Source organism: Akkermansia sp. KLE1798, from assembly GCF_001580195.1.
Lineage (GTDB): Bacteria > Verrucomicrobiota > Verrucomicrobiia > Verrucomicrobiales > Akkermansiaceae > Akkermansia > Akkermansia biwaensis.
Genome location: NZ_KQ971094.1, coordinates 96,798 through 118,401, shown reverse-complemented (window position 1 = coordinate 118,401; position 21,604 = coordinate 96,798). Strand labels below are relative to the sequence as shown.

The following is a 21,604-nucleotide window of genomic DNA, read 5'->3' as shown; positions in this document are numbered from 1 at the left end:
AACATCCACACCCTTCAACCATGAACAGCATCCTCAAACCGGCATTGTGCGCCCTGGCCCTGGGCGTTTGCGGTGCGTCCCCTCTTTTGGCGGCGGCAGCTACGGCCTCCTGTGAACAGACACATTCCGTCCTGTACGCGGGAGGTGTCAGCCAGGCCATCATGAAAATCAAGGTAACCGTCACGGAAACCAGCCAGATATTGAAAGGCATGACCTTTTCCATGGCGGGAACCACCTCTGTTGCGGATATCGCCAAGGCGCAAATATTCGCGTCCGGAACCACTCCGTACTTTTCACCGAATTCGGGCCAGGCCAACCGCCGCGCCTTCCCCATCCTCAACACCATTTCCAAAGGCGCGAAAAATCTCCAGTTTGAAGGGAGCCACCCTCTCTCCCCCGGAGACAACTATTTCTGGCTGTGCGTGGACCTTATCCCCAGGGCGCGCGGCCTGAACAAGGTGGACGCCGCCTGCACAGGAATCGCCCTGCTGGAGGACTCCAACATCGCCATTTCCAATCCCTCTCCGGAAGGCTGCGCCCAGGTTTACCCCTACCAGTTCCGGGTGGTTCCCTACTACCGCCACACCAACCTGATGCAATGGAACCGCGACCAGTTGAATGCGCAGCATTTCAAATCCTTCACGGACCTTATTTACTTCAACGTGGGCTGTGATACCGACGGGAACCTGACCGGACAGAACAACGAACAGTTCCTGAACGGACTGGACAAGCTCAAGAACCTGCGCGGCAATGCGGGCAGCAAGATCATTCTGGGCGTGGCCCACTGCGACGCGGGCATGACGGCCATCACGGCCGATCCGGAAAAACGGGTCAAATTCGCCCGTCAACTGGTTTCCTTTGCGAAGGAAAAGGGCTTCGACGGCATCGACATCGACTGGGAGTACCCCGACAACGACACCCAATGGTATCATTTTTCCCTGTTCCTGGGGGAAGTCCGTTCCGCCATGGGCGCCAACGGCATGTCCCTGAGTTCCGCCATCAATCCGTACTACCTGGCGCCCACCTCGGAAATGATGGACCTGCTGGACTTCGTCAACGTCATGAGCTATGACCGTGGCGGCCAGCATTCCACTTATCCGGATATGGTGACGGACGTGAACACCATGCGGAATAAAAACGTGCCGGACTGCAAAATCGTGATGGGGCTGCCGTTTTACACGAATGAAACGCGCTCCAACCGCAACTGGGACGCCCAGAAAGGCTATTCCACCGTCATCCAGCTCTATCCCAACATGGCTCCCGGAACGGATACCTGCACCATTGACGGGCAGCAGCACTACTTCAACGGCATCACCACGATCAAGAAAAAATGCCAGTACGTAAAAACCCAGAAACTGGGCGGCGTGATGATCTGGTGTTATGACGGCGATCTGCTGCTGACGCACGCCAAATCCCTGGCAAAGGCCATGTTCGGCGTCATCAAGCAACAGGCTGTCCGCTAACCGCTAAAGGCATGTTTTCTTCAACCGGGCGTCCCTTTCCGGGGGACGCCCGGTTTTTCATGTGGTCTTTTTTGTGGTCCGGAAACTCCGGGATTGTCATCATGAACATGCTCTGGCATCATCCGCCTGAACTTTTTCATACTACATGAATACGTCACTGAAACTCCACGGCCTGGTGGCCGCCGTACATACACCGTTCAAGACGGACGGCTCTCTTAACGCCTCCAGTGTAGATGCCCAGGCCAAACTGCTTGCCTCCCAGGGCATCAAACTCGCTTTCATTACCGGCAGCACCGGTGAGTCCTCCTCCATGCAGCTTGAGGAACGCAAGGAAATCTACTCCGCATGGAAGGAAGCCTCCGCCAGGCATGGCGTTCAGGTGATCGCCCACACCGGGTCCAACAGCGTCCGGGACGCCAGGGAACTGGCCTCTTTCGCCCAGGAATGCGGCTTTGTGGCCACCAGTTCCCTGGCCCCCTCCTATTACAAGCCCGCCACGGTCCAGCGCCTGGTGGAATGCTGCGCCTTTGCCGCCTCCGGGGCTCCGGACCTGCCCTATTACTACTATGACATTCCCGTGCTGACGGGCGTGCGCTTCAATCCGGTCGATTTTATCAAGCTGGCCAAGGAGCAGATTCCGAATTTTGCGGGCATCAAATTCACCAATCCGGACCTGGCCCTGTACCAGACCACCCTGAATTACGACGAAAACGTGGATATTCCGTGGGGCGTGGACGAATGGTTCACGGGGGCTTTGTCCGTCGGCGCCAGGGGAGCGGTGGGTAGCTCCTTCAATTTTGCCCCGGCCCTGTACCAGAACCTGATCAAGGCCTTTGAAGAGGGAGACGTGGAAACGGCGAAGGACTGCCAGTGGAAGTCCGTTCAGATGATCAACATCCTGGCCTCCAAGGGCTACATGGGATGCGCCAAGGCCCTGATGGGCTGGCTGGGCGTGGACCTGGGTCCGGCGCGTCTGCCGCAGGGCAACCCGACCGCGGACCAGCTCAAGGAACTCCGTTCCGAACTGGAAGCCATCGGCTTCTTCCAGTGGGCCATGAACTGAACCGTCTTTTCCTATGGCTGCAACGCTTGACATGCCCGCACTGGGCGCATTTTACCGCCGCCAGCTTCTGGAAGACGTGCTTCCCTTCTGGTTCCCCCGCGCCTGCGACGAGAAGAACGGCGGCCTCTACCACTGCTTTGACGCGGACGGCACCCTGGTGGACACGGACAAGTCCGTCTGGGCCCAGGGCCGCATGGCCTGGATGCTGCTGACCATGTACAACAGCATTGAGAAGAACCCGGACTGGCTCAAGTGGGCGGAAAGCGCCCTGACCTTCCTGGCCGCCAAATGCGTGGACCCTTCCGACGGCCGCATGTACTTTCATGTGGCGGCGGACGGCACCCCCATCCGCAAGCGCCGCTACGCGTACAGCGAGTCCTTTGCCGCCATCGCCTTCGCGGCCCACGCGAAAGCCGCCGGCAGCGAGGAATCCGCCAAAGCAGCCCGCCACTGGTTCGACATTTTCACGGACATGTGCTTCACGCCCGGCAAAATGGCGCCCAAGTTCACCGGGAACCGCCCCACAACCGGGCTGGGAACGCGCATGATTACGCTGGCCACCGCCCAGGAAATGCGCAAATACCTGGGCGACGAGGACGGATTCTACACCGGGTGGATCGACCGCTGCATCCGCGACCTGCGCACCCTGTTCATGAAGCCGGACATCAAGGCCGTGATGGAGGTGGTGGGAACGGACGGCTCCATCATCGACCACTTTGACGAACGCACCTTGAACCCCGGCCATACCATCGAGGGCGGCTGGTTCGTTCTGGAGGAAGCCCGCTGCCGCGGCAATGATCCGGAACTGATCAAGGTGGGCTGCGACATGATCGACTGGGCCTTCGAACGCGGCTGGGACCGGGAAAACGGCGGCCTGCTCTACTACACGGACGTGTACGGCAAGCCCGTCCAGGAATACTGGCACAACATGAAGTTCTGGTGGCCTCACGACGAGGCGCTCATCGCCATGACCCTCGCCTACAAGCTTACCGGGGAGGAACGCTACGCCATCCGGCACAACATGGTGCACAACTGGGCTTTCTCCCATTTCCAGGACGTGCAGCACGGCGACTGGTTCGGCTATCTGAACAAGGACGGCTCCAGGGCGAACACCCTCAAGGGCAGCCTCTGGAAGTCCTTCTTCCACCATCCCCGCGCCATGTGGTGCTGCGCCCACTACTGCGGCGCCATTTAACGGCAAAATAAAAGCAACCTCTGTTCAAACGGCTGTCCTGTTATCCCGGGGCAGCCGTTTTTTATCCGGAGAAGGCCGTCTTTCCGCAATTTTCACGCTGCTGGACGTCTTCTTCATCCGGCACGTCTTCCTATCCTTTATGGCATAACAGGCATAGGCGTCCCAACCTTGGAAGCCATGTAACAAGCGCTGGAAATTGTTCTGTACCGGGGCGCCGTATCCAAGTACTTCACGGCTTCCATCACGATGGCTTTCACACGGGACGGCTCCACGCCGTCCGTTTTCCGGCCGGAAACGGCGCTTTTCCACAATAACAAGGATCGCTCAGGGAAGAAGAATGTCTTCCGTGCGCACCACCACATCGCCGGGGTCCAGCATGGCGTTGACCAGGGAACAGAAGCGGAACTTTTTCACGTCCTCCGCTTTCAGGGGGCGGCATTCCATCCTTCCCCGTTCCAGCAGGAACGCGCGCTTGGTGCCCGGCAGCAGGAAGGTCTCCGGAGCCACCCAGCGGCAGCCGTCCCCGAACACGACGTTGCTGTAGCGGGTATCCGTCACCAGGCCGTTCCGGAGAATGAGGGCTTCCTCATCCCCGCCCAATCCCGCGCCCACGGCCTCCAGGGCCGTCCTGTCCTCCCACTTGCAGGAGTAATCCAGGTGTGGGGCTTCCACGCACACCAGTTTTTTCACCCTGCGGGGGCGGTAGGGTGCAAATACGGGGGCTTTCACCCGTCCCTGCGTGTCGTAGGTAATGTGGCATTTATAGATGCCGCTGCCGGGGCCCGGACAGGAAGCCAGCACGGCCGCCAGATCCGGAACGGGCGCATCCGCCGCGCCGTACAGCTCCATCGCCTTCCCCACCCTTTCCTGATGCCAGGGGAGCAGGCGGGGCGCGCCATCCGCCCACTTCACGGTTTCAAAGATCAAACGGCACATAGACTTTGGCAATTGCTTCCCGGTATTCATCTTCCATCCGGCTCATTACGGTGATTCCCCCTCCGCTTTTATAGACAAGGTCCGTCCCGTCCTCCTCCATGAAGCGGATGGCTACGGCGGAGTCCAGGTCCCTTCCGTTGAAAAAGCCGAATATCCCCGTATAAAATCCGCGCTCCATGTCTTCCGCCTCCGCAATGGCGCGGCAGGTGGCTTCCTTCGGCGCGCCCGTCACGCTTCCGGCGGGGAGCAATGCCATCATGATCTCCCCCAGGCGGGAAGGCCAGTTTTCAGGCAAGGCGCCGCAAATCTCGGAGCTGCATTGCAGAATCGTCCCTCCGCGCGTTTCCACGGGGCTGATGTAGCGGTAGCGCTTCACCCGCACCCGGGAGGCCACCATGGAGAGGTCGTTCCGCATCAGGTCCACGATGGTGGCGGATTCCCGGTTTTCCTTTTCATCCTCCTCCAGCCAGCGCCGGGCTTCCGGCGTGGCGGCATCCGCCGTTCCCTTCATGGGAAACGTGGCGATTTCCCGCCCCCGCACCTTCACGAACGGTTCCGGGGAAAAGCAGGCGCAGGCGCGGCCATGAACTCCGGGAACGGAGGCGTCCGGCCCCAGCAGCATCCTGTACGGGGCCCGCGCGAAGCGGAACAGGTGGGGAAGCGTCAAATTCGTCTTCACTGGAGTGGCCACGCACAGGTTGAGCAGATAGGAATCCCCGCGCAGCAGATGGGCGCGCACGGAAGAGAAGGCGGCGGCATACCGGGACACGGAACAGGGAACGGGGTCAAAACGGATTTGCTCCGGGAGAGGGGGACAGTCCCGCAATCCGCCGCGTTCCCCCAGCGGCAGGGAAAAGGCCGCGGAGCGCCCCTGCCCTCCATCCTTCCTTTCAAAGAGCAGGTTGTGCTCCAAATCATGGGAAATCACGAAGAAAAACGGAGCGCCGGCCCGGCCCAGGCCATTCATGCGGCGGATGGTTTCTTCCCGTGTGTACATTGGCGGGATTTATTTTATCATGTGCGTGCCATGAGTCAACCGAACGTCTGGATCATCGACCACCGGGATTCCTTCACCTGGAACCTCGCGGAACTGGCCGCGGCCACGGGCATGGCCGTTCCGCGCGTGGTTCCCCATGATTTTCCCGGCCTGGAAGACGCGGTGCGGAAGGGGGAAAAGGTCATCCTCTCCCCCGGTCCGGGCGTGGTGCACGATTCCTGCCACCGGGCCACCTTCCGCCTGCTGCGCCGCCTGCCGCCGGATATTCCGGTGCTGGGGGTCTGCCTGGGGCATCAAATCCTGGGAGTCCACTTCGGAGCCGCTCTGGAACAACTCCCAAGCCCGCTCCACGGAGCGCGAGCGCAGATACGCCGCTGCGGCCCCTCTCCCCTTTTTGCCGGGCTCCCGGAGGAGTTCACCGCGGGCCTGTACCATTCCTGGCGCTTGTCACGGGAGTCCTGGCCGGATGAGCTGATTGTCACGGCGGAGGACGGCCGGGGCCATATCCAGGCCATCCGGCACCGGACCCGCCCCCTGTACGGCATCCAGTTTCACCCGGAATCCATCCTGACTCCGTCCGGCAGCCTCATGATGCGCAATTTCCTAGCGCTTTCTCAGGAATAAAGGAGGGGCGGCAGCGTACGCGGGAATTCCCCCATGCCCGGAACGGGGATGAACAGGAGCGCGCCGGGAGTTGTCTCATTCCTGTACATGTCCGGCGCGCTCCGCAGTCCGGCCCATCCATCACAGCCTCCATTTCATGAATACACAGGATGAACTCAAGATCAGGGACATGGAAATTCTGTTCCAGCCCTTCCATTCACGCAAGCTTGACACCCCCACGCGCATCGTCCTGCCGGCCATGACCCGGGGATTTTCCCCCGGCGGCGTGCCCACGGACGAGGTGGCCGCCTACTACCAGCGCCGGGCCAAACATGAAGTGGGCCTCATCATTACGGAAGGCACATTTATTGACGAGCCGAGCGCCTCCCCTTCCTCCAACTATCCCAATTTTTTTGGCGGCGCGCCGCTCCGGGGCTGGAAAAAAGTGCTGGAAGCCGTCCACACGACGGATTGCAAGATAGCCCCCCAGCTCTGGCACGTGGGCATGGCGCGGCCCTTCAAGGGAGAGAACCTTCCCAACCCGGAACTTCCGCCCATCGGGCCTTCCGGCATTGACGTGAATACGCTCCGGCAGACGACGGACCCCATGAGCGCCGCCAAGATAGAAGAGGTGATCGACGCCTTTGCCCGTGCGGCCGCGGACGCCAAAAGACTGGGATTCGACGGTGTGGAGATTCACGGTGCCCACGGCTACCTGATCGACCAGTTTTTCTGGAAGGAAACCAACAGGAGAACGGACGAGTACGGGGGAGACCTGGTGGGGCGCACCCGCTTTGCCAGCCGCATCATTCATGCCGTCCGCAAGGCGGTAGGCAGCCAGTTTCCCATTATTTTCCGCTTTTCCCAGTGGAAAACCGGGCATTACGACGCCAAGCTGGCGCGTACGCCCGTGGAACTGGAAGATTTCCTGACGCCCCTGACGGAAGCGGGCGTGGACATTTTCGACTGCTCCACGCGCCGGTTCTGGGAACCGGAGTTCGAAGGCTCCCGCCTGAATCTGGCGGGCTGGACCAAGAAGCTTACGGGCAAGCCGGCCATTTCCGTCGGCTCCGTGGGGCTTAACCGGGAATTCACGAATGTTTTCGACGGAGGCCCGGAGGCGGAAGCGGCGAGCATCGAACCCCTGGTGGAACGGATGCTGGCAGGCGAGTTCGACCTCATCGCCGTGGGGCGCGCCCTGCTGGCGGATGCGGAGTGGGCGCAGAAAATCCACCATTCACGGGAAAAGGAAATCCGCCAGTTCACGAAGGAGGCCCTCCAGTCCCTGAGCTGAAAAACGGGTTCCTGCGGAAAAAACACACGGGAGACAGTCCGCTTCAGGAATGTTCCCGGTCATTTCATGGGACCGTGCCCCGGAGGCAACGGGCATTACGGGGCCGGATACAGGCGCTTCACGCGCCCGTCCCATTGCAGGCCATAGACGACTCCTTTTCTGACGATGTAGTCGCCGAGAAACCGTTCGCACGACTCGTCACTGCTGTCAAGAGCGGTGGTTCCCTGTGCCGCCTCCCGTTTCCGCCGAATGTCATAGACGGCCCATGTGGAGGATTTCCTCGTTTTCATGCAGATAAACAATTCATGATCATTCAGCCATTTGATACTTGAGACTCCCATGTCTTCATAAGGCCCCAATTCCGTGAGCGTTCCGTCCTCAAGAGAAACAAGGCCCAGGAAATCGCTGACCAGAGTGGGGTCCTCCCCGGAGATTCCGCGGTAGTAAAACACCGGGATTTTTCCCTTGCGGGCGTCCAGACTGCATTTACGGATATGCAGTTTTCTGAAATGATGATTTATTTTCAGGGAGGGAGCACTGGCGCCCTGTGATTTTTCCAGCAGGAAGACGTCTCCCCCGTCTCCGAAGAAGAAAGTATGATATTCACGCGGAACGGTGCAGGAGTAGTCAAAGTACCCGGTAGTTTTTTTATATTCACTGAAGGGGCGCCTCATGTTCCCGCTGTCGTCACGGCGTTCCAAATCCAGGATTTCACGGACGTTTCCGGGCAAGGGAAGCTTTTTCATTTCCTGAAATACCAGACGCGTTCCGTCCTTGGGAAACACTTCAAACGGACGGTCCCCCTTCAGAACGCAAGCCGTGCCCTCCGGAGAGCGCAGTACCCGGATGCGGAACAGGGAGGTCTCCTCCTTCACCTTGGAGCCGGGGGATGCATATACGGTGCAGCGCCGCCACGGAACGGCCTCCTCTTTTTCCGGGGATGCCGCCTTTTCACGCGCCGGGGCGTCATCTGAGGACCGAGCCTCCGTGGCCGGCACCAACCACAAGAACGGAATCAGGGCAGTTGCAGGGAAAATTTTCATGGTTCATTCATTATTTAATGATTACAAATATAGGGAGAGGATTTTGAAAGACATGGGCCGGCCCCCCTCCACTCTTCATCCCTGATTAGCACCCGCATCGTACAACGCAAGGAAATTCACCCTATTGCCCAGGGAGTTTTTCAACGGACGCCGTTCCTTCTTCCCTCTTCTTTTTCCAGGGGCGCACGGTCAGATACAGCAGCCTAAGCACGGCCAGGGCCGGGATTTGGAGCGTCAGCAGATACCAGGGCGCGGGACCGAAGTATTCCAGAACGCTTCCCTCCGGGGCGTACCGGGTAAATCCGTAGTTCGTTCCCAGCCAGATATTGACGGGAATGATCAGGAGAAGGTAGGCGTCGCACAGGAGCAGGGTTTTCACGTCGTCCCACGGGCGTGCGCGCCATTCCAGCACCAGCGGCAGATACAGGGCGGAAATAAACAGAAGGCCGTGCCCTACAAAGAAAGCGAAGAAGGCGGCGGAAGGAAAACCTTCATACAGCATGGGGGTGATCAGCCCCTGGATGCTGGCCGTCAGCACGCCGAAGTACGCCGCGGCGCATGCCCAGGGCCTGCGGTACCACAGGGCAATGAAGCACACCAGCGTCATCAGGCTGCAAAAATGCAGGGGAAGCCTGTCCTGCCAGGGCTCCCAGTGTTCCCGGACGATGCGCCCGAACGTTTCCGCCAGGAAAGTCAACAGAAAGACGGCCCCCAGCACCTTGCCCACCAGTATCCGCTTTTCCATCCGGAGACGGCGGCCGCCCCACAGCAGGATTGCGGCGGCCAGCGCCACTGCCCCGAGCGCCGCCCAGTGGGCCAGGCTCCAGCGGATGAACAAGGGCGAAACGTCGTCATTCATAAATCACCAGGAATATCAACGATCGACGGGACCGGGGGAACATCCGGCCGCTCACGGAGTTTTCCGCTGACGGATTCCTCTTTCAGGCGCAGGACGCAGACGGTGCGCGCCATGGACGGCGTCAAGACCGCTTCCCGTCCGGTCTGGTGCAGCATGATGCGGTTCAGGGCATGAATCTTTTCCGCGTCTTTTTCAAGAATTTCCACCATTCCACGCCCCATGACGCTGCAATAGGAATAGCCGTACTGGCAGGGCGTATTCCCCTTCACCAGCAGATGATTCCCGTCCATTTCAAAAGCGGCTTTCGGGTTATTCCGCAGAATGTCCAGCTTCCGTCCCTCCCTGGCGCAGTGGAAAAACAGGTGCAGGACTCCGTCCCGTTCCTCATACCCGAAATTCAGGGGGACGACATACACTTCCTCCCCGTCCCACAGGCCCAGGCGGCACACCTTGCACTGCGAGATCATGGCCAGCAGGTCCTCCCTCCGGCGGACTTCCCTGTCTTTTCTTCTCATCACCTGACAGTATTCATTGATTTTTCCGCACGGAAAGAGAAGCATTCCAGCGCAGGGAACGACGACGGGAAACGGAAGGAAAGCCCCCCATTCATCGGGGGCCGGCATGTATGGAAAAGGAGATGGCCGCTCATGGAACCGGAAGGACTGGCTCCGGCAGGAATACAAAAAAACAGTCGGCCGGGAAAGCTTTTTACCGGGAAAAGCGGGCTTTTCCGGAATGGCGGAAATGACGCAGGGCGGGCCGCTCTCCGCCAAAATGTCCAGCATGGCAGCATGATCCGGACGCATCGGCAGTCAGCCGCCGGGGATAAAAAATCTGGAAACCAAACGTTAAAAATGTTAGAAGATAATTTAATGCATGGTGCAGATAAGGATATCCATTTAAGAATTTTTCATCCGCAGAAATACGAAGCGAACCGGGATGCCAAAGAGAATAAAGAATACCTTGCTAAAAATCAGCATATGGCTCCTTCCCGGAGCCATGCTTATCCTGTTTTTTGTTTTTTCTCCGGATCTGCACGGAAAAGAACCATGGGCCGTTGGCATGCACAATCAGCACGGAATACCCGTGGAAGGCATCATTTCCGTCGAAAGGGACAATACGCTGCTGCAGAAATTCCTGAACCCGGTCGGATGTTTTTATCATGGCAAGTATGTCGTCAGGACGGCCCTTATCAGAGGGAAAGGAAATTTAAAGGGGATCAGAAACGGCGATCAAATCGTGGTGTTTGCCCATAGAAGCATCCTGCCCCTGATGCTGAACGTCAAGGGAACAGACATCCTGCTGGATGCCGAAGGCTTGTCTTCCGCTCCCGAAAGTACGACTCTCCTTCCGGATGACCGGTGCATCATTTTTACCTGTGAAGCCAGAGACGGGAAAATCAGCTTCGTAGCGGTTGGATACGCGCGGTCCGGGGAAGGAATCCGGCAGTGCCAATCCATGAAGCTCCTGAAGGACAAGGCCGATTAATAGGGAAGCTTTTTACCGGGAATACCCGCATTTCCTGAACAGGACCCTCACGGGAGGCCGCCCGGTTCCGCCACATCAGCAAAGGAGGCGTTCGCCGCCTGAAGCAAATCCGCGGGGGCAAGTTCGATCTGGCATCCCAGGCGCCCCCCGCTCACCACGATTTCCGGCAGGACTTCCGCGCCGGAGTCAATCACGGTGGGATATTTTTTCTTCATGCCCAGGGCCGTACAGCCGCCGCGGACATAACCCGTCACCGCGGTAATATCCTTCACCGGGATCATGGACAGGGATTTGGCTCCCACGGCCCGGGCGGCCTTTTTCAGGGAGAGTTCCGAATCAATGGGAATGACGAATACGTAGTATTGGCGGGGAGCTCCCTCCGTCACCAGAGTCTTGTACATCCTTTCCGGCGGCAGTCCCAGGGCCGCCGCCGTGTGCCGGGCGTCCACAAATTCCGTACATTCATACGCATAATGCCTGTACGGGACATGGAGCGCGTCCAGCAGCCGCATGGCATTGGTTTTGACATCCCTTTCCTTTTTCCCGGCCATAAGAGCTAAAAAACGTGCCGTGATTTTAGAGAAAACACACGGTTTTGGCAAGGGTCCGCGGGGAAATGCCACTCTGCGGCAGTTTCCTCCACGGCACAGGCAGGACCGGATGAATGAAGGCTCCTATTCGTTATTCGCTCAGCAGGCGGCAGACGGCCTGCGCCGCATGTTCCGCGGCTCCGCCCTGCCCCAGCCTGTCCGAGGCCCGCTTCATTTCCGCCAGCAGCGCATCCCTGTTTTCAGGAACGAGCAGCCGCTCAATTTCTTCAATGACCTTGTCCGGGGTGAAATCAAACTGAACCAGTTCCTTCACCACGGGCTTTTCCGCCAGAATGTTCACCATGCCGATGAAGCGGATTTTAATGAGCATGCGGGCCATCCAGTACGTGAGCAGGGGAACCTTGTACACGAGCATGTACGGGAGGCGGTGGAGGGCGGCTTCCATCGTGGCGGTGCCGGAGGCCACCACGCCCACCGCGGCGCGGTCCATGAGTTCATGGTAACGCCCTACGGTGATGTTGAAGATATCCGGAGACATTCCGGCCTTCCGCGCCATGCCGCGCATTCTTTCCGCCAGGGCCTCATTGGAGGCGGCAGTCTCAAATTTCAGGTCCGGCCGCGTCCGGGAGAGGCGGCGGACAACTTCCGCGAATACGGGGAAATGCCTGTCTATCTCCCGGTTCCGGCTGCCGGGAAAGAGGCCGACCAGGGACGGTTCCCGCACGCCTTCCTTCCGGATGGCGGCGATTTCGTCCACCAGGGGATGCCCCACGAATTCCGATTTCAATCCGGCTTCCCGGAACAGGGGGGCTTCAAAGGGGAAAATGCACATCATCAGGTCCAGCGTGCGAACCATTTTAGGAATGCGTCCGCGGTGCCAGGCCCAGACCTGCGGAGAAATGAAGTAAACGATTTTGGTATATGGGCAGTATTTGCGGACTTTCTCCGCCATGCGCAGGTTGAATCCCGGATAGTCAATCAGGACCAGGCAGTCCGGCTGGTCACGGCGGATCTGCTCCAGCAGCGCCAGGAAGCGCTTCCTGAACCAGCCGTATTTTTTGGCCACCTCCACAAAGCCGATCACCGCCGCTTCATCCGCCCAGTCTTCCACCTCCGGGCACAGCGCGTGCATGCCGCCGCCGCCCAGCCCCCGGACCTCCAGCCCGGGCATGAGGCGCAGCAGGTTTTTCAGCAACAAGGCCCCGTGAATATCCCCGCTCTTTTCACCCGCTATAATGTAAAGATTCATAATACTCTGGAACGACGCGCGCCGTACGCCTGCGGATTTTACCCGCTCCCCTCCGGCGAGGCAATAAAAGACTTTTCTTTCAAGGATTTTAATGCAATATACGCGCGGTATGCATGAGCTGATCACACTTTGGATGTCCTGGGTCCAGGACTGGGGATATGCGGGCGTCATCATTCTCATGGCCATGGAAAGCTCCATTTTTCCCGTGCCCAGCGAGGTGGTCATTCCCCCCGCGGCCATTCTTTCCGCCCAGCCGGACGCCCCCATGAGCTTCTGGGGCGTCGTCCTTGCCGGGACCTTCGGCTCCTGGCTGGGGTCCGCCATTACCTACGTGGTGGCCAGAGTTGTCGGCCGCCCGGTCATCATGCGCTGGGGCAAATTCTTTTTCATGCCGCCCCACAAGGTGGAAAAGGCGGAACTTTTCCTGCAACGTTATGAAGTGTCCGGGGTCTTTTTTGCGCGCCTTCTCCCCGTCATCCGCCACCTGATCTCCATCCCGGCGGGCATCGTCCGCATGGGATTCGGCGTGTTTTCCCTGGTTACCACGCTCGGCGCCTTCGCCTGGTGCGCCGTGCTCGCCTGGTACGGCCACCGGATCGGCGAACGGCATCCGGAACTGCTCAAGTCCCCTGAAGAATTGATCCGCACCGTGAAGAGCGAAAGCCTGCCCCTCATTCTGGCCGTGCTCGTCCTGGCCGTCTGCTACATCATCATGCTGCGGCTGACGGACAAGAAGAAGGCGGAGGAAGGAACGGAAAGCGCTTCTCCGGAAACAGACGAATAAACAGCCGCCCATGACCATTCCCGGGGAATACCGCGCAGCCCGCGCGCTGGACTACTTTCACCAGGGCTACAATTGTTCCCAGTCCGTGTTCACGGCCTTTGCGGACGTCTGCGGACTGTCGGAAGAGACGGCTCTCAGGCTCTCCTCCCCGCTGGGGGCGGGCATCGGCCGCATGCGGGAAGTCTGCGGCGCGTTCTGCGGGTTGAGCATGGTAGCCGGCAGTCTGCACGGCAACACCTCCCCGGATGCCGGGGAAAAGGAAAAAATCTTTTCCCTGGTGCAGTCCCTGGCCGCGGATTTCAAGAAAGAATTCGGCACGCTGTACTGCCGGCAACTGCTGGGCCTGACCCCGGAACAACTGGCGGGGGAAACGGCGCGCCCCGGCGACAGGACGGCGGCCTATTACGCATCCCGCCCGTGTGAACGCTGCATCGCCTTCTGCGCACGCCTGGCGGCGGATCTGGAAGCCGGCACTCCGGCCCATTAAAACGCCCGGCCTTCCTGAGGAAAACCGGGCGTTTCAACCATGAACGAAGGGAAATCCTCGTCAATGGGCGTCCTTGCCGGAGGAGCACTGGCCGCTCTTGCAGGAACCTTTCAGTTTTTCAATTTTTTCATTGGTTTCGCCCATCCCTTCGTCGTAGAAGCCCTGTTCATCCGGGGCCAGTACCTGAAGGAGACGGAGAAATTCTCCGGCGTGTTCCTTTTCTTCATTCGTGATGTCCAAAAGAACGTCCTGGGCCAGCTTGTTGTCCGTGGATTCCGCAAGCTGAGTATAAAGCTGGATGGCTTCATATTCCGCGGCGATCATGAACCGAATGGCCCTCACCAGTTCATTGTGGGTGAGCATCCGGTCTTCCTTTAATCCGCTAAATGCATTTGAAAATTCAGGCATGCAGGTATGACCGGATGCGCCACTCTTTCATTCAATATGCTTTTGTCATAATTTTTCCGTGACATTATTTGAACTTTCATTACGGAAAACGGTCTAATGAAAGTTCCTTCCCTTTCGGAATTCTCTTGCGTCCGCATCCTTCCAAAATTCCAAGGAGCAACCGGGAAGGGGAGAGGAATATAACCCGTGCAGTCGGCTGTCCGATTTCCGCATTCATAAAACCGGGCAAAATGCGTGTGATTTCCCATCTCGTGCCCTTCCCCGCCTTACTGGAAACGAATGAAAAAACTCGTACCATGACCGTCCAGCCTGCACCGTGCCTGTTCTGCCCTTCCTTTTGCCATGCCTGACGAGGCAGTACGGATTGAACCGTGCCGCGTCCCAATATCCCGCCTCCGTGGAGAAAGCCGGACGTTTCCACCATGAACGGAGGAAAATTCCCCGTCAGAGGACGGTTTTGCAGAAAGTACATGGAATGCTCTTGCAGGGCCCCTTCAGCTTTTCAATTTTTTCATTGGTTTTGCCCATTCCTTCGTCGTAAAAGCCCTGTTCGTCCGGGGCCCGTACCTGAAGGTGAAGGAGAAATTCGCCGGCGTGTTTCTTCCTTCATTCGTGATGTCCCAAAGGAGGTTCCAAGCCAGCTTGTTGCCTGTAGGTTCCATGAACCGGGCATAAAGCTGAACGGATTCATATTCCGCCGCGATCATGAACCGGATGACCCCTCGCCAAGTTCATCACGAAGGGAATCCGGCCCTCCTTCCATCCGCCGGATTCATTTGAAAATTCAGGTATGCAGGTATCATCGGATGCTCAAATTCCTTCATTCAAGGTGCTTTTAAAATAACGTTTCCGTGATATTTTTTTGTTTTTTATCACGAAAAAGATTGTAGAGAACGTTTTTCCTTGCCCTCCAATAACAAACGGCAGGAACGGCGGTTTTCTGCCGCCGCACCTGCCTGAAATGCCTCGGTCAGGACCACCCTCCCTATTTGGCCTCAGCAGTTTTGGGCGCGTATTTCTTGAAAAATTCAACGTACTGGACGGGAGTGCGTCCGGGAATATAACCCGTGCGCCCCAGTTCCTTGCCTTCCCCATCCACCACGACCATGGCCGGAACGCCCGTGATCTTGTACGTCTTGGCTTCCTTCGACTTGCTGAAATCCGAACTGCTGAATTCGAATTTGACGCCTATGGCTACGCCGTCCATGCCCTGCTTGAATTCCTTCTTGGAAAGGACTTCCTTTTCCAGCTTGACGCAGTAACCGCACCAGGACGTTCCCGTGAAGAGAAGAACGATGGGAAGCCCCGTTTCCTCCGACTGCTTCTGGGCGCTCTTCAGGCTCTTTCCCCAGCGGAATTTCACCTTGGCGGCCTTGGCCGCTTTGGCGGCGGCTTCCTTGTCCGCCGGGGCGTCCTGAGCCAGGGAAACCCCGGAAACGCTGAATCCCACCGCGGCGCATAATGCAAAAATTAAATGTCTGTTCATCGCACTTTGGAAATGTTCCTTTCAACTTACCAAAAACAAGCCTCATAGGAAGAAAAATCAGTGTCTTTCCCAAGGGCGGAAGTTTTCTGCCTCTTCCATAAAATGGGCAAGGTTCAAAAAAAGTATTGCTCTTTCCGCCTTAATCGGGTAATAATCCGCCCGCACTTCCAAACGCGCGGTTAGCTCAGTGGTAGAGCAACACCTTGACATGGTGGAGGTCGTAGGTTCAAATCCTATACCGCGTACCACTTCCCCTTAAAATCCCGTCCCATTCCGGACGGGATTTTTTTATGGCACTGTTTCCGGGAACAGGACACACGCCGGGAATGGGCAACAAAACTTAAATGACGTGTTCCGATACGATAAGAAGAACGCTTTTCCACACCGTAATTTCTGATGCTCAAAAATCTTTTTTCAACTTTTTTTGAACACAAGCACCCTCTCAGGACGCTAATGGTAGGAAGGAAAAAGAAGGCCCCAGCCCTTGAAACCTTCCCCTGATGAAAAACTGACATTAAGCCCGGCGGAGGTTCCCCTTCCGCCGGGCTTGTTTTATCCGGCTGCGGCGTTCCGCGGGCCGGGGCCGTTACCGGGAAGTCAGGCGGTCATACAATTCATTGGCGTACTTGTGATTGGGATGGTTCACGCTCATGTATGCCTCATAGAGGGGATGGGAGGGGTCCGACTCCATCCGCATGGCTTCTTCAGCCGGGGAGGGAGCGGCTGCTCCCGCCTGATGGAGGGGCGCCTCATCCAGCAGGCGGGAGACCTGGTACAGCAGGCGGATGACGTCCGGATTGGAACCCAGGGCCGGGTTGTCCAGAAGGGCGTCCGCATCCACCCCCGTTTCCGAGGCCAGGCGCTGAAGGGCCGCCGTGGCCCTGCCCATGTTGCGCTCGTAGCTGCCGCCCCATTCGTTCTGCAGGGACTGTTCCGCCTGGGTTTCCTGTTCCATCTGCTGTTCCTGCACCTTTTCCCTGGCCTCCTGGTAGGCCTGCGCCATCGTGTCCTGCAGGGCGTTCATGGCTTCCGGAGGAACGCCGTAGCGGTAGGCGGCACGGGCCATGCGTTCCGCCAGTTCAGGGTTCCATTCCTCTTCCGGCATGGTTTCCGGACGTTCCAGGCGGTAGTCTTCTTCGGAGTCAGGCAGGCCGGCCATTTGGCGGAAACGCGCCATTTGTTCTTCATTATCCACCCCGGGATAACGCCGCAGGCGTTCCAGTTCCGTGTAGCTCCGGGCAAGGGCTTCCGGAGTCTTGAATTTGGCCAGGGATTTTTCCGTTCCTTTCAATTCCTCAAACCGGGAATACCATTCCGGAACAAAGGAACCGTCTTCCCCCAGCAGGCCGGACGAAGCGGGGGTAGCAGGGATGGAGCCGGCAGGGGATTCCGCCTCAAGGGGCGCGGCTGAGGAAAAGTCCGCATCCCCGGCGGGTGCGGCGGCATTGGTGTCTATGGAATCAATCATTTTTGTTTTCTGTTGTGGATTCTTTAAGGGCTAGCTGGAGCTGGCGGCGGATGTACAGGAATACTTCCCTGTACGCATCGCGCCTCATGGCGTCCAGGGGATCGTAATTCCCCGGACTGCCTTGAAAAACGGGTAAATCAGTCTGGAAGCGGGCTTCCAGAAAGGAGAGGACGTCGCGGCCGTCCGGCGTGTCAAACACGCGGAGAAGCTGCCGCCTTTTAAGGCGGGCCTCCTTCAGGGAAGCCTCCTGCTGCAAGATGGTATCCTGGTTCATTCCTGAATGGCTGTTAATTGGCTGAGCAACGGATCAAGGGAGGCGTAAGGGTCTTCCTCCACGGCAGGTTCCTGCTCCGCGGCCTGCTGCAGGGCCTGGCGCCGGCGCCGCACGGCCTGAACGTCCGCCCAGGGTTTCAGCATGCTTTCCGGGGCTCCCTCCACCCGTGCGGAGAGGCGGAAGCAGGAGTCCCAGTCCACGTGGTCCGCCAGATCCGGAGCCGCCTGCATCATCATGTTCAGGCGCTGCAGGCTGCGGTCCATGCCTTCGTTCTGCAAACGCCGCAGCACCAGGGCTATTTTGGACTGGTACACCACCCTGGGTTCTCCCACCCGGACGGTGCCGTCCCGCCCCTCCCTTAGAACAGCGCGGGGCGGCCTGGGGAATTTGCCCATGCGGAACAGGAGGGAAAAGATGCGCGCCATGGTGGAATACAGGTCGCTCACGAACAGGGTGAAAGACGGGGAGAACATGAGCACGCGCTCGTTTTCCCGGGCCATCACTTCCGTGGCGGTCATGCTGCCGTGGTGGCCGCTCCACAGTTCCAGCATGGGCAGGTAGTAGGCCCGCTTGATGGCCTCCTGCTTCTGGGCCAGGCGGTCCATCCCTATGTCGTACCTGCCCTGCGTGGCCCATTCCCGCGGCAAATGGAGGGAGGCGGCCTCCGGCGTAATCACCGTTCTGCCGCCGGCCCTCAGGTCCACCTCCCCGATCTGGCTGGCCAGTTCCAGAATGCGGGGGAAGGCGGCTACCTCTCCCAGCGTGTCCAGAATACGGTTCAGGAACTGCGCCTGCTGGATGGCGGGAAAAACCAGCCTGCCGGGAGCCAGCCCGTACGGGCCGTTTCCCCATTTCAGGAACCGGGTGACCAGATACGGAAATTCCATGTACCCCCCTTCCTCCACGATCACCTGGTCGTCCAGAGACAGGTAAACGCTTTCAAACGGCATATGGGACGCCTGAACCCTGCGGCGGATGCGCCGGGTGCGAGGACGCACCACGTGAAGAAACCTCAGGGAAGTGGCATACGGATTGCCGCCGCGTTCCAGCACTTCCCGCGCCCGAGGGCCGAGAGCCTTTAGCCCGAACATGCTGCGCGCCTGATGAGCCGTGAACGTGAATTCCCTGACGTAGGTGTCCACCCTGCCCTCCGCATTCTCCGCGCAGGCGAATTGCCCGCAGGGAATGTTCGTGAACAGCAGCCGCCCGTCCGCGGACGTTCCGGTAAAGAGACTGCCCGTTCCCAGAGCCACGCGGTCCAGGAAGCATTCGTGAATCTCCGTGTAGAAATTGGATACGGAGAGTTCCTTCAAGGCGACCTCCGAGCACTGGTTGTACCACGCCTCCGCCTCATCCCCGCCCTGGTCATCCGGAGCGGACCACTTGAACCACACGTCATGGCTGGGAGTGATGTAGGACATATGGCCACTGGCCAGCTTCTGGCAGGCTTCCACGGCGGTCGTGTCCGTCATGCGGTCCATGGCGTCCCGGCTGGGTAGGGAAACTTCCCCCTCCCGGTTCAGGCGCCTGGGCAGCACATAGTCCCGGAGCCGGTCCCACCAGGTCTCCCAGGGCGCGCGCTGGGCGGCCAGGGCCTTGTACACGGAAGTCAGTTCCGCAATTCGTTCTTCCATGGCGGTGGTTATCCCAGTGTTTTTCTCAACAGGGTCTTCGGGTTGACATCCTCCTGCCCTCCGGCGGTACCGCGCCGCGCCAGAATGGTGGAAATCATTCCCTGCCTCTGGCGTTCCCTGGCCTGATAATCTTCTCCCACTTCCGCACCCACGCTTTCCGCCTTGACCGGGATGGTCTGAACGGGAGCCGGGGTGGAAGGTGTGGACGGTTTCATGAATCCCATAATATCTTCTTTCTCTGTATTTTGTTATTTACCGTTCCGGTCATGGCGGGACGGCCTGGGCCGACTGCGGGATATTCCGTCCGGCAGTCCATAAAACGGCCTGCCCTTGAAAACACCCCGTTCCCCGCATCCGGAAGGAACGCTATGCCGCCTGCCGGAAGGTTCCGATCGGCGGACGCCCCTATCCAATAACGGAATTCATATAAAATGCATCCGGGGAAGCCCCGAACACATACCTGCCACCGATGGCACAAAAGAGGCGCCAGCCAAACATGATGCACCAGGAAAAATTTTCCGCCAATCATGGGGCGCTATGACAAATGAATCTACTCTTCAGCCGGACACACCGTCCGCACTGGATATATGCAATGCCGCACTATCCAAAATCGGGGAGGCTCCGCTGGACGCCCTGATTGCCAATGAATCTACAGCGTCCCGCCTTTGCGTCCTGCATTACCATCCGGCCCGCAGGGAAACACTCTGCATGGCCCGGTGGACGTTCGCCACCGTGCAAATCACGCTGGACTCCGTTTCCGCCCAGGCCCCCAATTCCCTGACGCCCTATCAATTCACCCTGCCGAAAGACTGCCTGCGCGTTCTGGACGTGGAATGCACGGAATGGAAAATGCAGGGCCGCCGCATTCTTGCCTCCCGGGCTCCGCTGCGGATGAGCTACATCGCGGACATTGAAGACGCGGAACAATTCGATCCCCTCTTCATGGACGCCCTGGCGACGCGCCTGGCGGAAAAACTGGCCATGCCCATGACAGGGAACCAGAGCCTGCGCCAGAATCTTCACCAGGAATTCCACAAGATCATTCTTCCGCAGGCCGCCACGGTCAACGCCGTGCAATCCTTCTCCAACGACTCTCACCCTCTGTTGGACCTCTTGAGAAAAATCAAGTCCCCACGCAATCCGGAAGACTGTGAATAACTTGAGAATAACAAGTGAATAATATCCAAAAAACCTGTGAATAAAAACTCATGAAAGCCCTGGACTTCATCCAAATATTCGCTTCCAACGTACGCAGGATGGACTTCCGCCTCAGCAGCGCGCAAGTCATTCTGGCCATCATTGCCGGGTACCGCCGACACAGCACCATCACGGAAGCGACGCGGCTGCACCCCAACACCGTTACAAACATTTTGCAGGACCTCATCGCGCAGGGTTACGTAGAGCGCTTCGGGGACTGCCGTCCCTATGTCTACCGCTCTACGGAGAGAGGCAGGCAACTGGCCGGAAACCTGCTGGACAAACAAACACAGCCGGACTCATGAACGATCCCCTGCTCAGCACGGAAGAAAAACGCCGCTGGCTTGCCCGCGTGTTCCGGGATACGGACGGAGAATACTCCCAGGCGGACAAATTCAAAGCCCTGGTGGAAGACACCAAGCTGGCCGCCCTCCAGCAGGAAGAAGAGGAATTCAAACGCCAGAGTGAAACAGGAACCGCAGTGCAGGACCCCCTGCTGGCCCTGCTCCGTTCCCTGCCGCCCGCCGAACTCAACCCGAAAGATCGACCCATTCCCTGACTCCTGCGGTAGAAAACAAAAAAGCACCCCGGACTTACCTGATCCGGGGTGCTTTTTAATTATCGTACAAGTCAGCGAGCCCTCCTTGCGGAGAGCGACCAGGGTGGTCGTGCGCCAGGACATCATGGGCGAGTTTCAATCCACGCCCTCCTTGCGGAGAGCGACTCGCCCGTGTCGACCCCGATGTAGCACTGGGGATTGTTTCAATCCACGCCCTCCTTGCGGAGAGCGACGAAATGGCGGTGTGGCAATGGTTGGGCGGGTCCAGTTTCAATCCACGCCCTCCTTGCGGAGAGCGACCCAAGGATCGTTGTTGATGATGACTGTCCGGACAGTTTCAATCCACGCCCTCCTTGCGGAGAGCGACTGCAATCATAATTGAAGGACCGTTAAGGCTTCAAGTTTCAATCCACGCCCTCCTTGCGGAGAGCGACTGGACGATTACCTCGCCATGCCCGACACGGAGCAGTTTCAATCCACGCCCTCCTTGCGGAGAGCGACTCTCCGGTGAAAACCGCCTCGCTGCTGGTCGCCAGTTTCAATCCACGCCCTCCTTGCGGAGAGCG

General features: G+C 58.6%; 25 protein-coding genes, 1 tRNA gene and 1 CRISPR repeat array. Of the genes, 13 read left to right on the top strand and 13 right to left on the bottom strand.

Annotation, left to right across the window (positions count from 1 at the left end; all coding sequences use genetic code 11):
• Positions 1-20: 20 nt before the first annotated feature.
• The 3 genes from HMPREF3039_RS11030 (at position 21) to HMPREF3039_RS11020 (ending at position 3,721) form a co-directional block, all read left to right on the top strand.
• Positions 21-1,463, top strand: a complete 1,443-nt coding sequence (locus HMPREF3039_RS11030) for a glycosyl hydrolase family 18 protein (protein ID WP_067573068.1) — start codon at positions 21-23, stop codon at positions 1,461-1,463.
• A 145-nt stretch (positions 1,464-1,608) separates the two neighbouring features.
• Positions 1,609-2,526 carry a dihydrodipicolinate synthase family protein gene (locus HMPREF3039_RS11025; RefSeq protein WP_067573066.1) on the top strand — a complete coding sequence of 306 codons (918 nt, stop codon included), beginning with the start codon at positions 1,609-1,611 and terminating at the stop codon, positions 2,524-2,526.
• A gap of 13 nt (positions 2,527-2,539) precedes the next feature.
• Positions 2,540-3,721: an AGE family epimerase/isomerase gene (locus HMPREF3039_RS11020; protein ID WP_067573064.1), complete on the top strand. Its 1,182-nt coding sequence runs from the start codon at positions 2,540-2,542 to the stop codon at positions 3,719-3,721.
• A 324-nt stretch (positions 3,722-4,045) separates the two neighbouring features.
• Here the strand turns inward: HMPREF3039_RS11020 and HMPREF3039_RS11015 are convergent, their stop codons facing one another.
• Together HMPREF3039_RS11015 and HMPREF3039_RS11010 are read right to left on the bottom strand one after the other, a co-directional pair.
• Complete coding sequence (locus HMPREF3039_RS11015; RefSeq protein WP_067952121.1) at positions 4,046-4,657, bottom strand: aminotransferase class IV; 612 nt, start codon at positions 4,655-4,657, stop codon at positions 4,046-4,048.
• The gene (locus tag HMPREF3039_RS11010; protein ID WP_067573061.1) at positions 4,638-5,654 is read right to left on the bottom strand and encodes an aminodeoxychorismate synthase component I; all 1,017 of its coding nucleotides are present in this window, start codon (positions 5,652-5,654) and stop codon (positions 4,638-4,640) included. Before HMPREF3039_RS11010 ends, HMPREF3039_RS11015 begins: the two co-directional genes overlap by 20 nt.
• Before the next feature lie 30 nt (positions 5,655-5,684).
• Between HMPREF3039_RS11010 and HMPREF3039_RS11005 the strand changes: the two genes are divergently transcribed.
• Together HMPREF3039_RS11005 and HMPREF3039_RS11000 are read left to right on the top strand one after the other, a co-directional pair.
• Positions 5,685-6,278 (top strand): anthranilate synthase component II, encoded by a 594-nt coding sequence (locus tag HMPREF3039_RS11005; protein ID WP_067573059.1) that lies wholly within the window; start codon positions 5,685-5,687, stop codon positions 6,276-6,278.
• A gap of 136 nt (positions 6,279-6,414) precedes the next feature.
• A complete protein-coding gene (locus HMPREF3039_RS11000; protein ID WP_067573057.1) occupies positions 6,415-7,551 on the top strand; it encodes an NADH:flavin oxidoreductase in 1,137 nt (378 codons plus the stop codon).
• A gap of 95 nt (positions 7,552-7,646) precedes the next feature.
• On the opposite strand, the gene HMPREF3039_RS10995 is transcribed toward HMPREF3039_RS11000, so the two are convergent.
• From HMPREF3039_RS10995 to HMPREF3039_RS10985, 3 genes are all read right to left on the bottom strand, one after another.
• On the bottom strand, positions 7,647-8,594 hold the full coding sequence (locus HMPREF3039_RS10995; RefSeq protein ID WP_067982702.1) for a hypothetical protein: 948 nt from the start codon (positions 8,592-8,594) through the stop codon (positions 7,647-7,649).
• Positions 8,595-8,715: 121 nt separating this feature from the next.
• On the bottom strand, positions 8,716-9,453 hold the full coding sequence (locus HMPREF3039_RS10990) for a YwaF family protein (RefSeq protein WP_067573053.1): 738 nt from the start codon (positions 9,451-9,453) through the stop codon (positions 8,716-8,718).
• Complete coding sequence (locus HMPREF3039_RS10985) at positions 9,450-9,968, bottom strand: pyridoxamine 5'-phosphate oxidase family protein (protein ID WP_067573191.1); 519 nt, start codon at positions 9,966-9,968, stop codon at positions 9,450-9,452. Before HMPREF3039_RS10985 ends, HMPREF3039_RS10990 begins: the two co-directional genes overlap by 4 nt.
• 132 nt (positions 9,969-10,100) lie before the next feature.
• On the opposite strand from HMPREF3039_RS10985, the gene HMPREF3039_RS13895 reads away from it, so the two are divergent.
• Positions 10,101-10,709, top strand: a complete 609-nt coding sequence (locus HMPREF3039_RS13895; protein WP_147550144.1) for a hypothetical protein — start codon at positions 10,101-10,103, stop codon at positions 10,707-10,709.
• Positions 10,693-10,941, top strand: coding sequence for a hypothetical protein (locus tag HMPREF3039_RS13890; protein ID WP_147550147.1), 249 nt, complete (start codon positions 10,693-10,695; stop codon positions 10,939-10,941). Before HMPREF3039_RS13895 ends, HMPREF3039_RS13890 begins: the two co-directional genes overlap by 17 nt.
• A 47-nt stretch (positions 10,942-10,988) precedes the next feature.
• Here HMPREF3039_RS13890 and ybaK read toward each other — a convergent pair whose 3' ends face one another.
• Both ybaK and lpxB read right to left on the bottom strand, forming a co-directional pair.
• Positions 10,989-11,492, bottom strand: a complete 504-nt coding sequence (gene ybaK / locus HMPREF3039_RS10975; protein ID WP_067573049.1) for a Cys-tRNA(Pro) deacylase — start codon at positions 11,490-11,492, stop codon at positions 10,989-10,991.
• A gap of 130 nt (positions 11,493-11,622) precedes the next feature.
• Positions 11,623-12,741 (bottom strand): lipid-A-disaccharide synthase, encoded by a 1,119-nt coding sequence (gene lpxB, locus HMPREF3039_RS10970; RefSeq protein WP_067573047.1) that lies wholly within the window; start codon positions 12,739-12,741, stop codon positions 11,623-11,625.
• A 133-nt stretch (positions 12,742-12,874) separates the two neighbouring features.
• On the opposite strand from lpxB, the gene HMPREF3039_RS10965 reads away from it, so the two are divergent.
• Entirely contained in the window at positions 12,875-13,525 is a 651-nt protein-coding gene (locus HMPREF3039_RS10965) for a DedA family protein (RefSeq protein WP_067573190.1), read from the top strand.
• A 10-nt stretch (positions 13,526-13,535) separates the two neighbouring features.
• On the top strand, positions 13,536-14,012 hold the full coding sequence (locus tag HMPREF3039_RS10960; protein WP_067573046.1) for a C-GCAxxG-C-C family protein: 477 nt from the start codon (positions 13,536-13,538) through the stop codon (positions 14,010-14,012).
• Positions 14,013-14,072: 60 nt separating this feature from the next.
• On the opposite strand, the gene HMPREF3039_RS10955 is transcribed toward HMPREF3039_RS10960, so the two are convergent.
• Positions 14,073-14,420, bottom strand: coding sequence for a ferritin family protein (locus HMPREF3039_RS10955; RefSeq protein ID WP_067573044.1), 348 nt, complete (start codon positions 14,418-14,420; stop codon positions 14,073-14,075).
• A gap of 985 nt (positions 14,421-15,405) precedes the next feature.
• Complete coding sequence (locus HMPREF3039_RS10940; protein ID WP_067573039.1) at positions 15,406-15,906, bottom strand: thioredoxin family protein; 501 nt, start codon at positions 15,904-15,906, stop codon at positions 15,406-15,408.
• Positions 15,907-16,079: 173 nt separating this feature from the next.
• Between HMPREF3039_RS10940 and HMPREF3039_RS10935 the strand changes: the two genes are divergently transcribed.
• Positions 16,080-16,154: transfer RNA gene (locus tag HMPREF3039_RS10935), tRNA-Val, on the top strand.
• 338 nt (positions 16,155-16,492) lie between these two features.
• On the opposite strand, the gene HMPREF3039_RS10930 is transcribed toward HMPREF3039_RS10935, so the two are convergent.
• The 4 genes from HMPREF3039_RS10930 to HMPREF3039_RS10915 are packed head-to-tail and all read right to left on the bottom strand — an operon-like array spanning position 16,493 to position 19,497.
• Entirely contained in the window at positions 16,493-17,374 is an 882-nt protein-coding gene (locus HMPREF3039_RS10930) for a hypothetical protein (protein ID WP_067573037.1), read from the bottom strand.
• Entirely contained in the window at positions 17,367-17,648 is a 282-nt protein-coding gene (locus tag HMPREF3039_RS10925) for a Bbp19 family protein (RefSeq protein ID WP_067573035.1), read from the bottom strand. The genes HMPREF3039_RS10930 and HMPREF3039_RS10925 overlap by 8 nt, the downstream gene beginning before the upstream one ends.
• Positions 17,645-19,282: a portal protein gene (locus HMPREF3039_RS10920; RefSeq protein ID WP_067573033.1), complete on the bottom strand. Its 1,638-nt coding sequence runs from the start codon at positions 19,280-19,282 to the stop codon at positions 17,645-17,647. Before HMPREF3039_RS10920 ends, HMPREF3039_RS10925 begins: the two co-directional genes overlap by 4 nt.
• A gap of 8 nt (positions 19,283-19,290) precedes the next feature.
• Positions 19,291-19,497, bottom strand: a complete 207-nt coding sequence (locus HMPREF3039_RS10915) for a hypothetical protein (RefSeq protein WP_067573031.1) — start codon at positions 19,495-19,497, stop codon at positions 19,291-19,293.
• A 322-nt stretch (positions 19,498-19,819) separates the two neighbouring features.
• Between HMPREF3039_RS10915 and HMPREF3039_RS10910 the strand changes: the two genes are divergently transcribed.
• The 3 genes from HMPREF3039_RS10910 to HMPREF3039_RS10900 are packed head-to-tail and all read left to right on the top strand — an operon-like array spanning position 19,820 to position 21,038.
• Positions 19,820-20,440 carry a phage connector family protein gene (locus HMPREF3039_RS10910; protein ID WP_067573029.1) on the top strand — a complete coding sequence of 207 codons (621 nt, stop codon included), beginning with the start codon at positions 19,820-19,822 and terminating at the stop codon, positions 20,438-20,440.
• Positions 20,441-20,490: 50 nt separating this feature from the next.
• A complete protein-coding gene (locus tag HMPREF3039_RS10905) occupies positions 20,491-20,784 on the top strand; it encodes a MarR family winged helix-turn-helix transcriptional regulator (RefSeq protein WP_067573027.1) in 294 nt (97 codons plus the stop codon).
• Positions 20,781-21,038 (top strand): hypothetical protein, encoded by a 258-nt coding sequence (locus HMPREF3039_RS10900; RefSeq protein WP_067573025.1) that lies wholly within the window; start codon positions 20,781-20,783, stop codon positions 21,036-21,038. The genes HMPREF3039_RS10905 and HMPREF3039_RS10900 overlap by 4 nt, the downstream gene beginning before the upstream one ends.
• A gap of 65 nt (positions 21,039-21,103) precedes the next feature.
• Positions 21,104-21,604: direct repeats of the CRISPR family, unit length 32 nt; unit sequence AGTTTCAATCCACGCCCTCCTTGCGGAGAGCG.

What these genes read in the sequence shown, in the direction of transcription:
- HMPREF3039_RS11000 (WP_067573057.1), top strand. Translation starts at nt 6,415, where the DNA reads ATGAATACACAGGATGAACTCAAGATCAGGGACATGGAAATTCTGTTC.
- HMPREF3039_RS10925 (WP_067573035.1), bottom strand. Translation starts at nt 17,648, where the DNA reads ATGAACCAGGATACCATCTTGCAGCAGGAGGCTTCCCTGAAGGAGGCC.
- HMPREF3039_RS10915 (WP_067573031.1), bottom strand. Translation starts at nt 19,497, where the DNA reads ATGAAACCGTCCACACCTTCCACCCCGGCTCCCGTTCAGACCATCCCG.
- lpxB (WP_067573047.1), bottom strand. Translation starts at nt 12,741, where the DNA reads ATGAATCTTTACATTATAGCGGGTGAAAAGAGCGGGGATATTCACGGG.
- HMPREF3039_RS13895 (WP_147550144.1), top strand. Translation starts at nt 10,101, where the DNA reads ATGGAACCGGAAGGACTGGCTCCGGCAGGAATACAAAAAAACAGTCGG.
- HMPREF3039_RS10955 (WP_067573044.1), bottom strand. Translation starts at nt 14,420, where the DNA reads ATGCCTGAATTTTCAAATGCATTTAGCGGATTAAAGGAAGACCGGATG.
- HMPREF3039_RS10960 (WP_067573046.1), top strand. Translation starts at nt 13,536, where the DNA reads ATGACCATTCCCGGGGAATACCGCGCAGCCCGCGCGCTGGACTACTTT.
- HMPREF3039_RS10990 (WP_067573053.1), bottom strand. Translation starts at nt 9,453, where the DNA reads ATGAATGACGACGTTTCGCCCTTGTTCATCCGCTGGAGCCTGGCCCAC.
- HMPREF3039_RS10930 (WP_067573037.1), bottom strand. Translation starts at nt 17,374, where the DNA reads ATGATTGATTCCATAGACACCAATGCCGCCGCACCCGCCGGGGATGCG.
- HMPREF3039_RS10940 (WP_067573039.1), bottom strand. Translation starts at nt 15,906, where the DNA reads ATGAACAGACATTTAATTTTTGCATTATGCGCCGCGGTGGGATTCAGC.
- HMPREF3039_RS11030 (WP_067573068.1), top strand. Translation starts at nt 21, where the DNA reads ATGAACAGCATCCTCAAACCGGCATTGTGCGCCCTGGCCCTGGGCGTT.
- HMPREF3039_RS10965 (WP_067573190.1), top strand. Translation starts at nt 12,875, where the DNA reads ATGTCCTGGGTCCAGGACTGGGGATATGCGGGCGTCATCATTCTCATG.
- ybaK (WP_067573049.1), bottom strand. Translation starts at nt 11,492, where the DNA reads ATGGCCGGGAAAAAGGAAAGGGATGTCAAAACCAATGCCATGCGGCTG.
- HMPREF3039_RS11010 (WP_067573061.1), bottom strand. Translation starts at nt 5,654, where the DNA reads ATGTACACACGGGAAGAAACCATCCGCCGCATGAATGGCCTGGGCCGG.
- HMPREF3039_RS11015 (WP_067952121.1), bottom strand. Translation starts at nt 4,657, where the DNA reads ATGTGCCGTTTGATCTTTGAAACCGTGAAGTGGGCGGATGGCGCGCCC.
- HMPREF3039_RS10920 (WP_067573033.1), bottom strand. Translation starts at nt 19,282, where the DNA reads ATGGAAGAACGAATTGCGGAACTGACTTCCGTGTACAAGGCCCTGGCC.
- HMPREF3039_RS11025 (WP_067573066.1), top strand. Translation starts at nt 1,609, where the DNA reads ATGAATACGTCACTGAAACTCCACGGCCTGGTGGCCGCCGTACATACA.
- HMPREF3039_RS11005 (WP_067573059.1), top strand. Translation starts at nt 5,685, where the DNA reads ATGAGTCAACCGAACGTCTGGATCATCGACCACCGGGATTCCTTCACC.
- HMPREF3039_RS10900 (WP_067573025.1), top strand. Translation starts at nt 20,781, where the DNA reads ATGAACGATCCCCTGCTCAGCACGGAAGAAAAACGCCGCTGGCTTGCC.
- HMPREF3039_RS10995 (WP_067982702.1), bottom strand. Translation starts at nt 8,594, where the DNA reads ATGAAAATTTTCCCTGCAACTGCCCTGATTCCGTTCTTGTGGTTGGTG.
- HMPREF3039_RS10905 (WP_067573027.1), top strand. Translation starts at nt 20,491, where the DNA reads ATGAAAGCCCTGGACTTCATCCAAATATTCGCTTCCAACGTACGCAGG.
- HMPREF3039_RS10910 (WP_067573029.1), top strand. Translation starts at nt 19,820, where the DNA reads ATGACAAATGAATCTACTCTTCAGCCGGACACACCGTCCGCACTGGAT.
- HMPREF3039_RS11020 (WP_067573064.1), top strand. Translation starts at nt 2,540, where the DNA reads ATGGCTGCAACGCTTGACATGCCCGCACTGGGCGCATTTTACCGCCGC.
- HMPREF3039_RS10985 (WP_067573191.1), bottom strand. Translation starts at nt 9,968, where the DNA reads ATGAGAAGAAAAGACAGGGAAGTCCGCCGGAGGGAGGACCTGCTGGCC.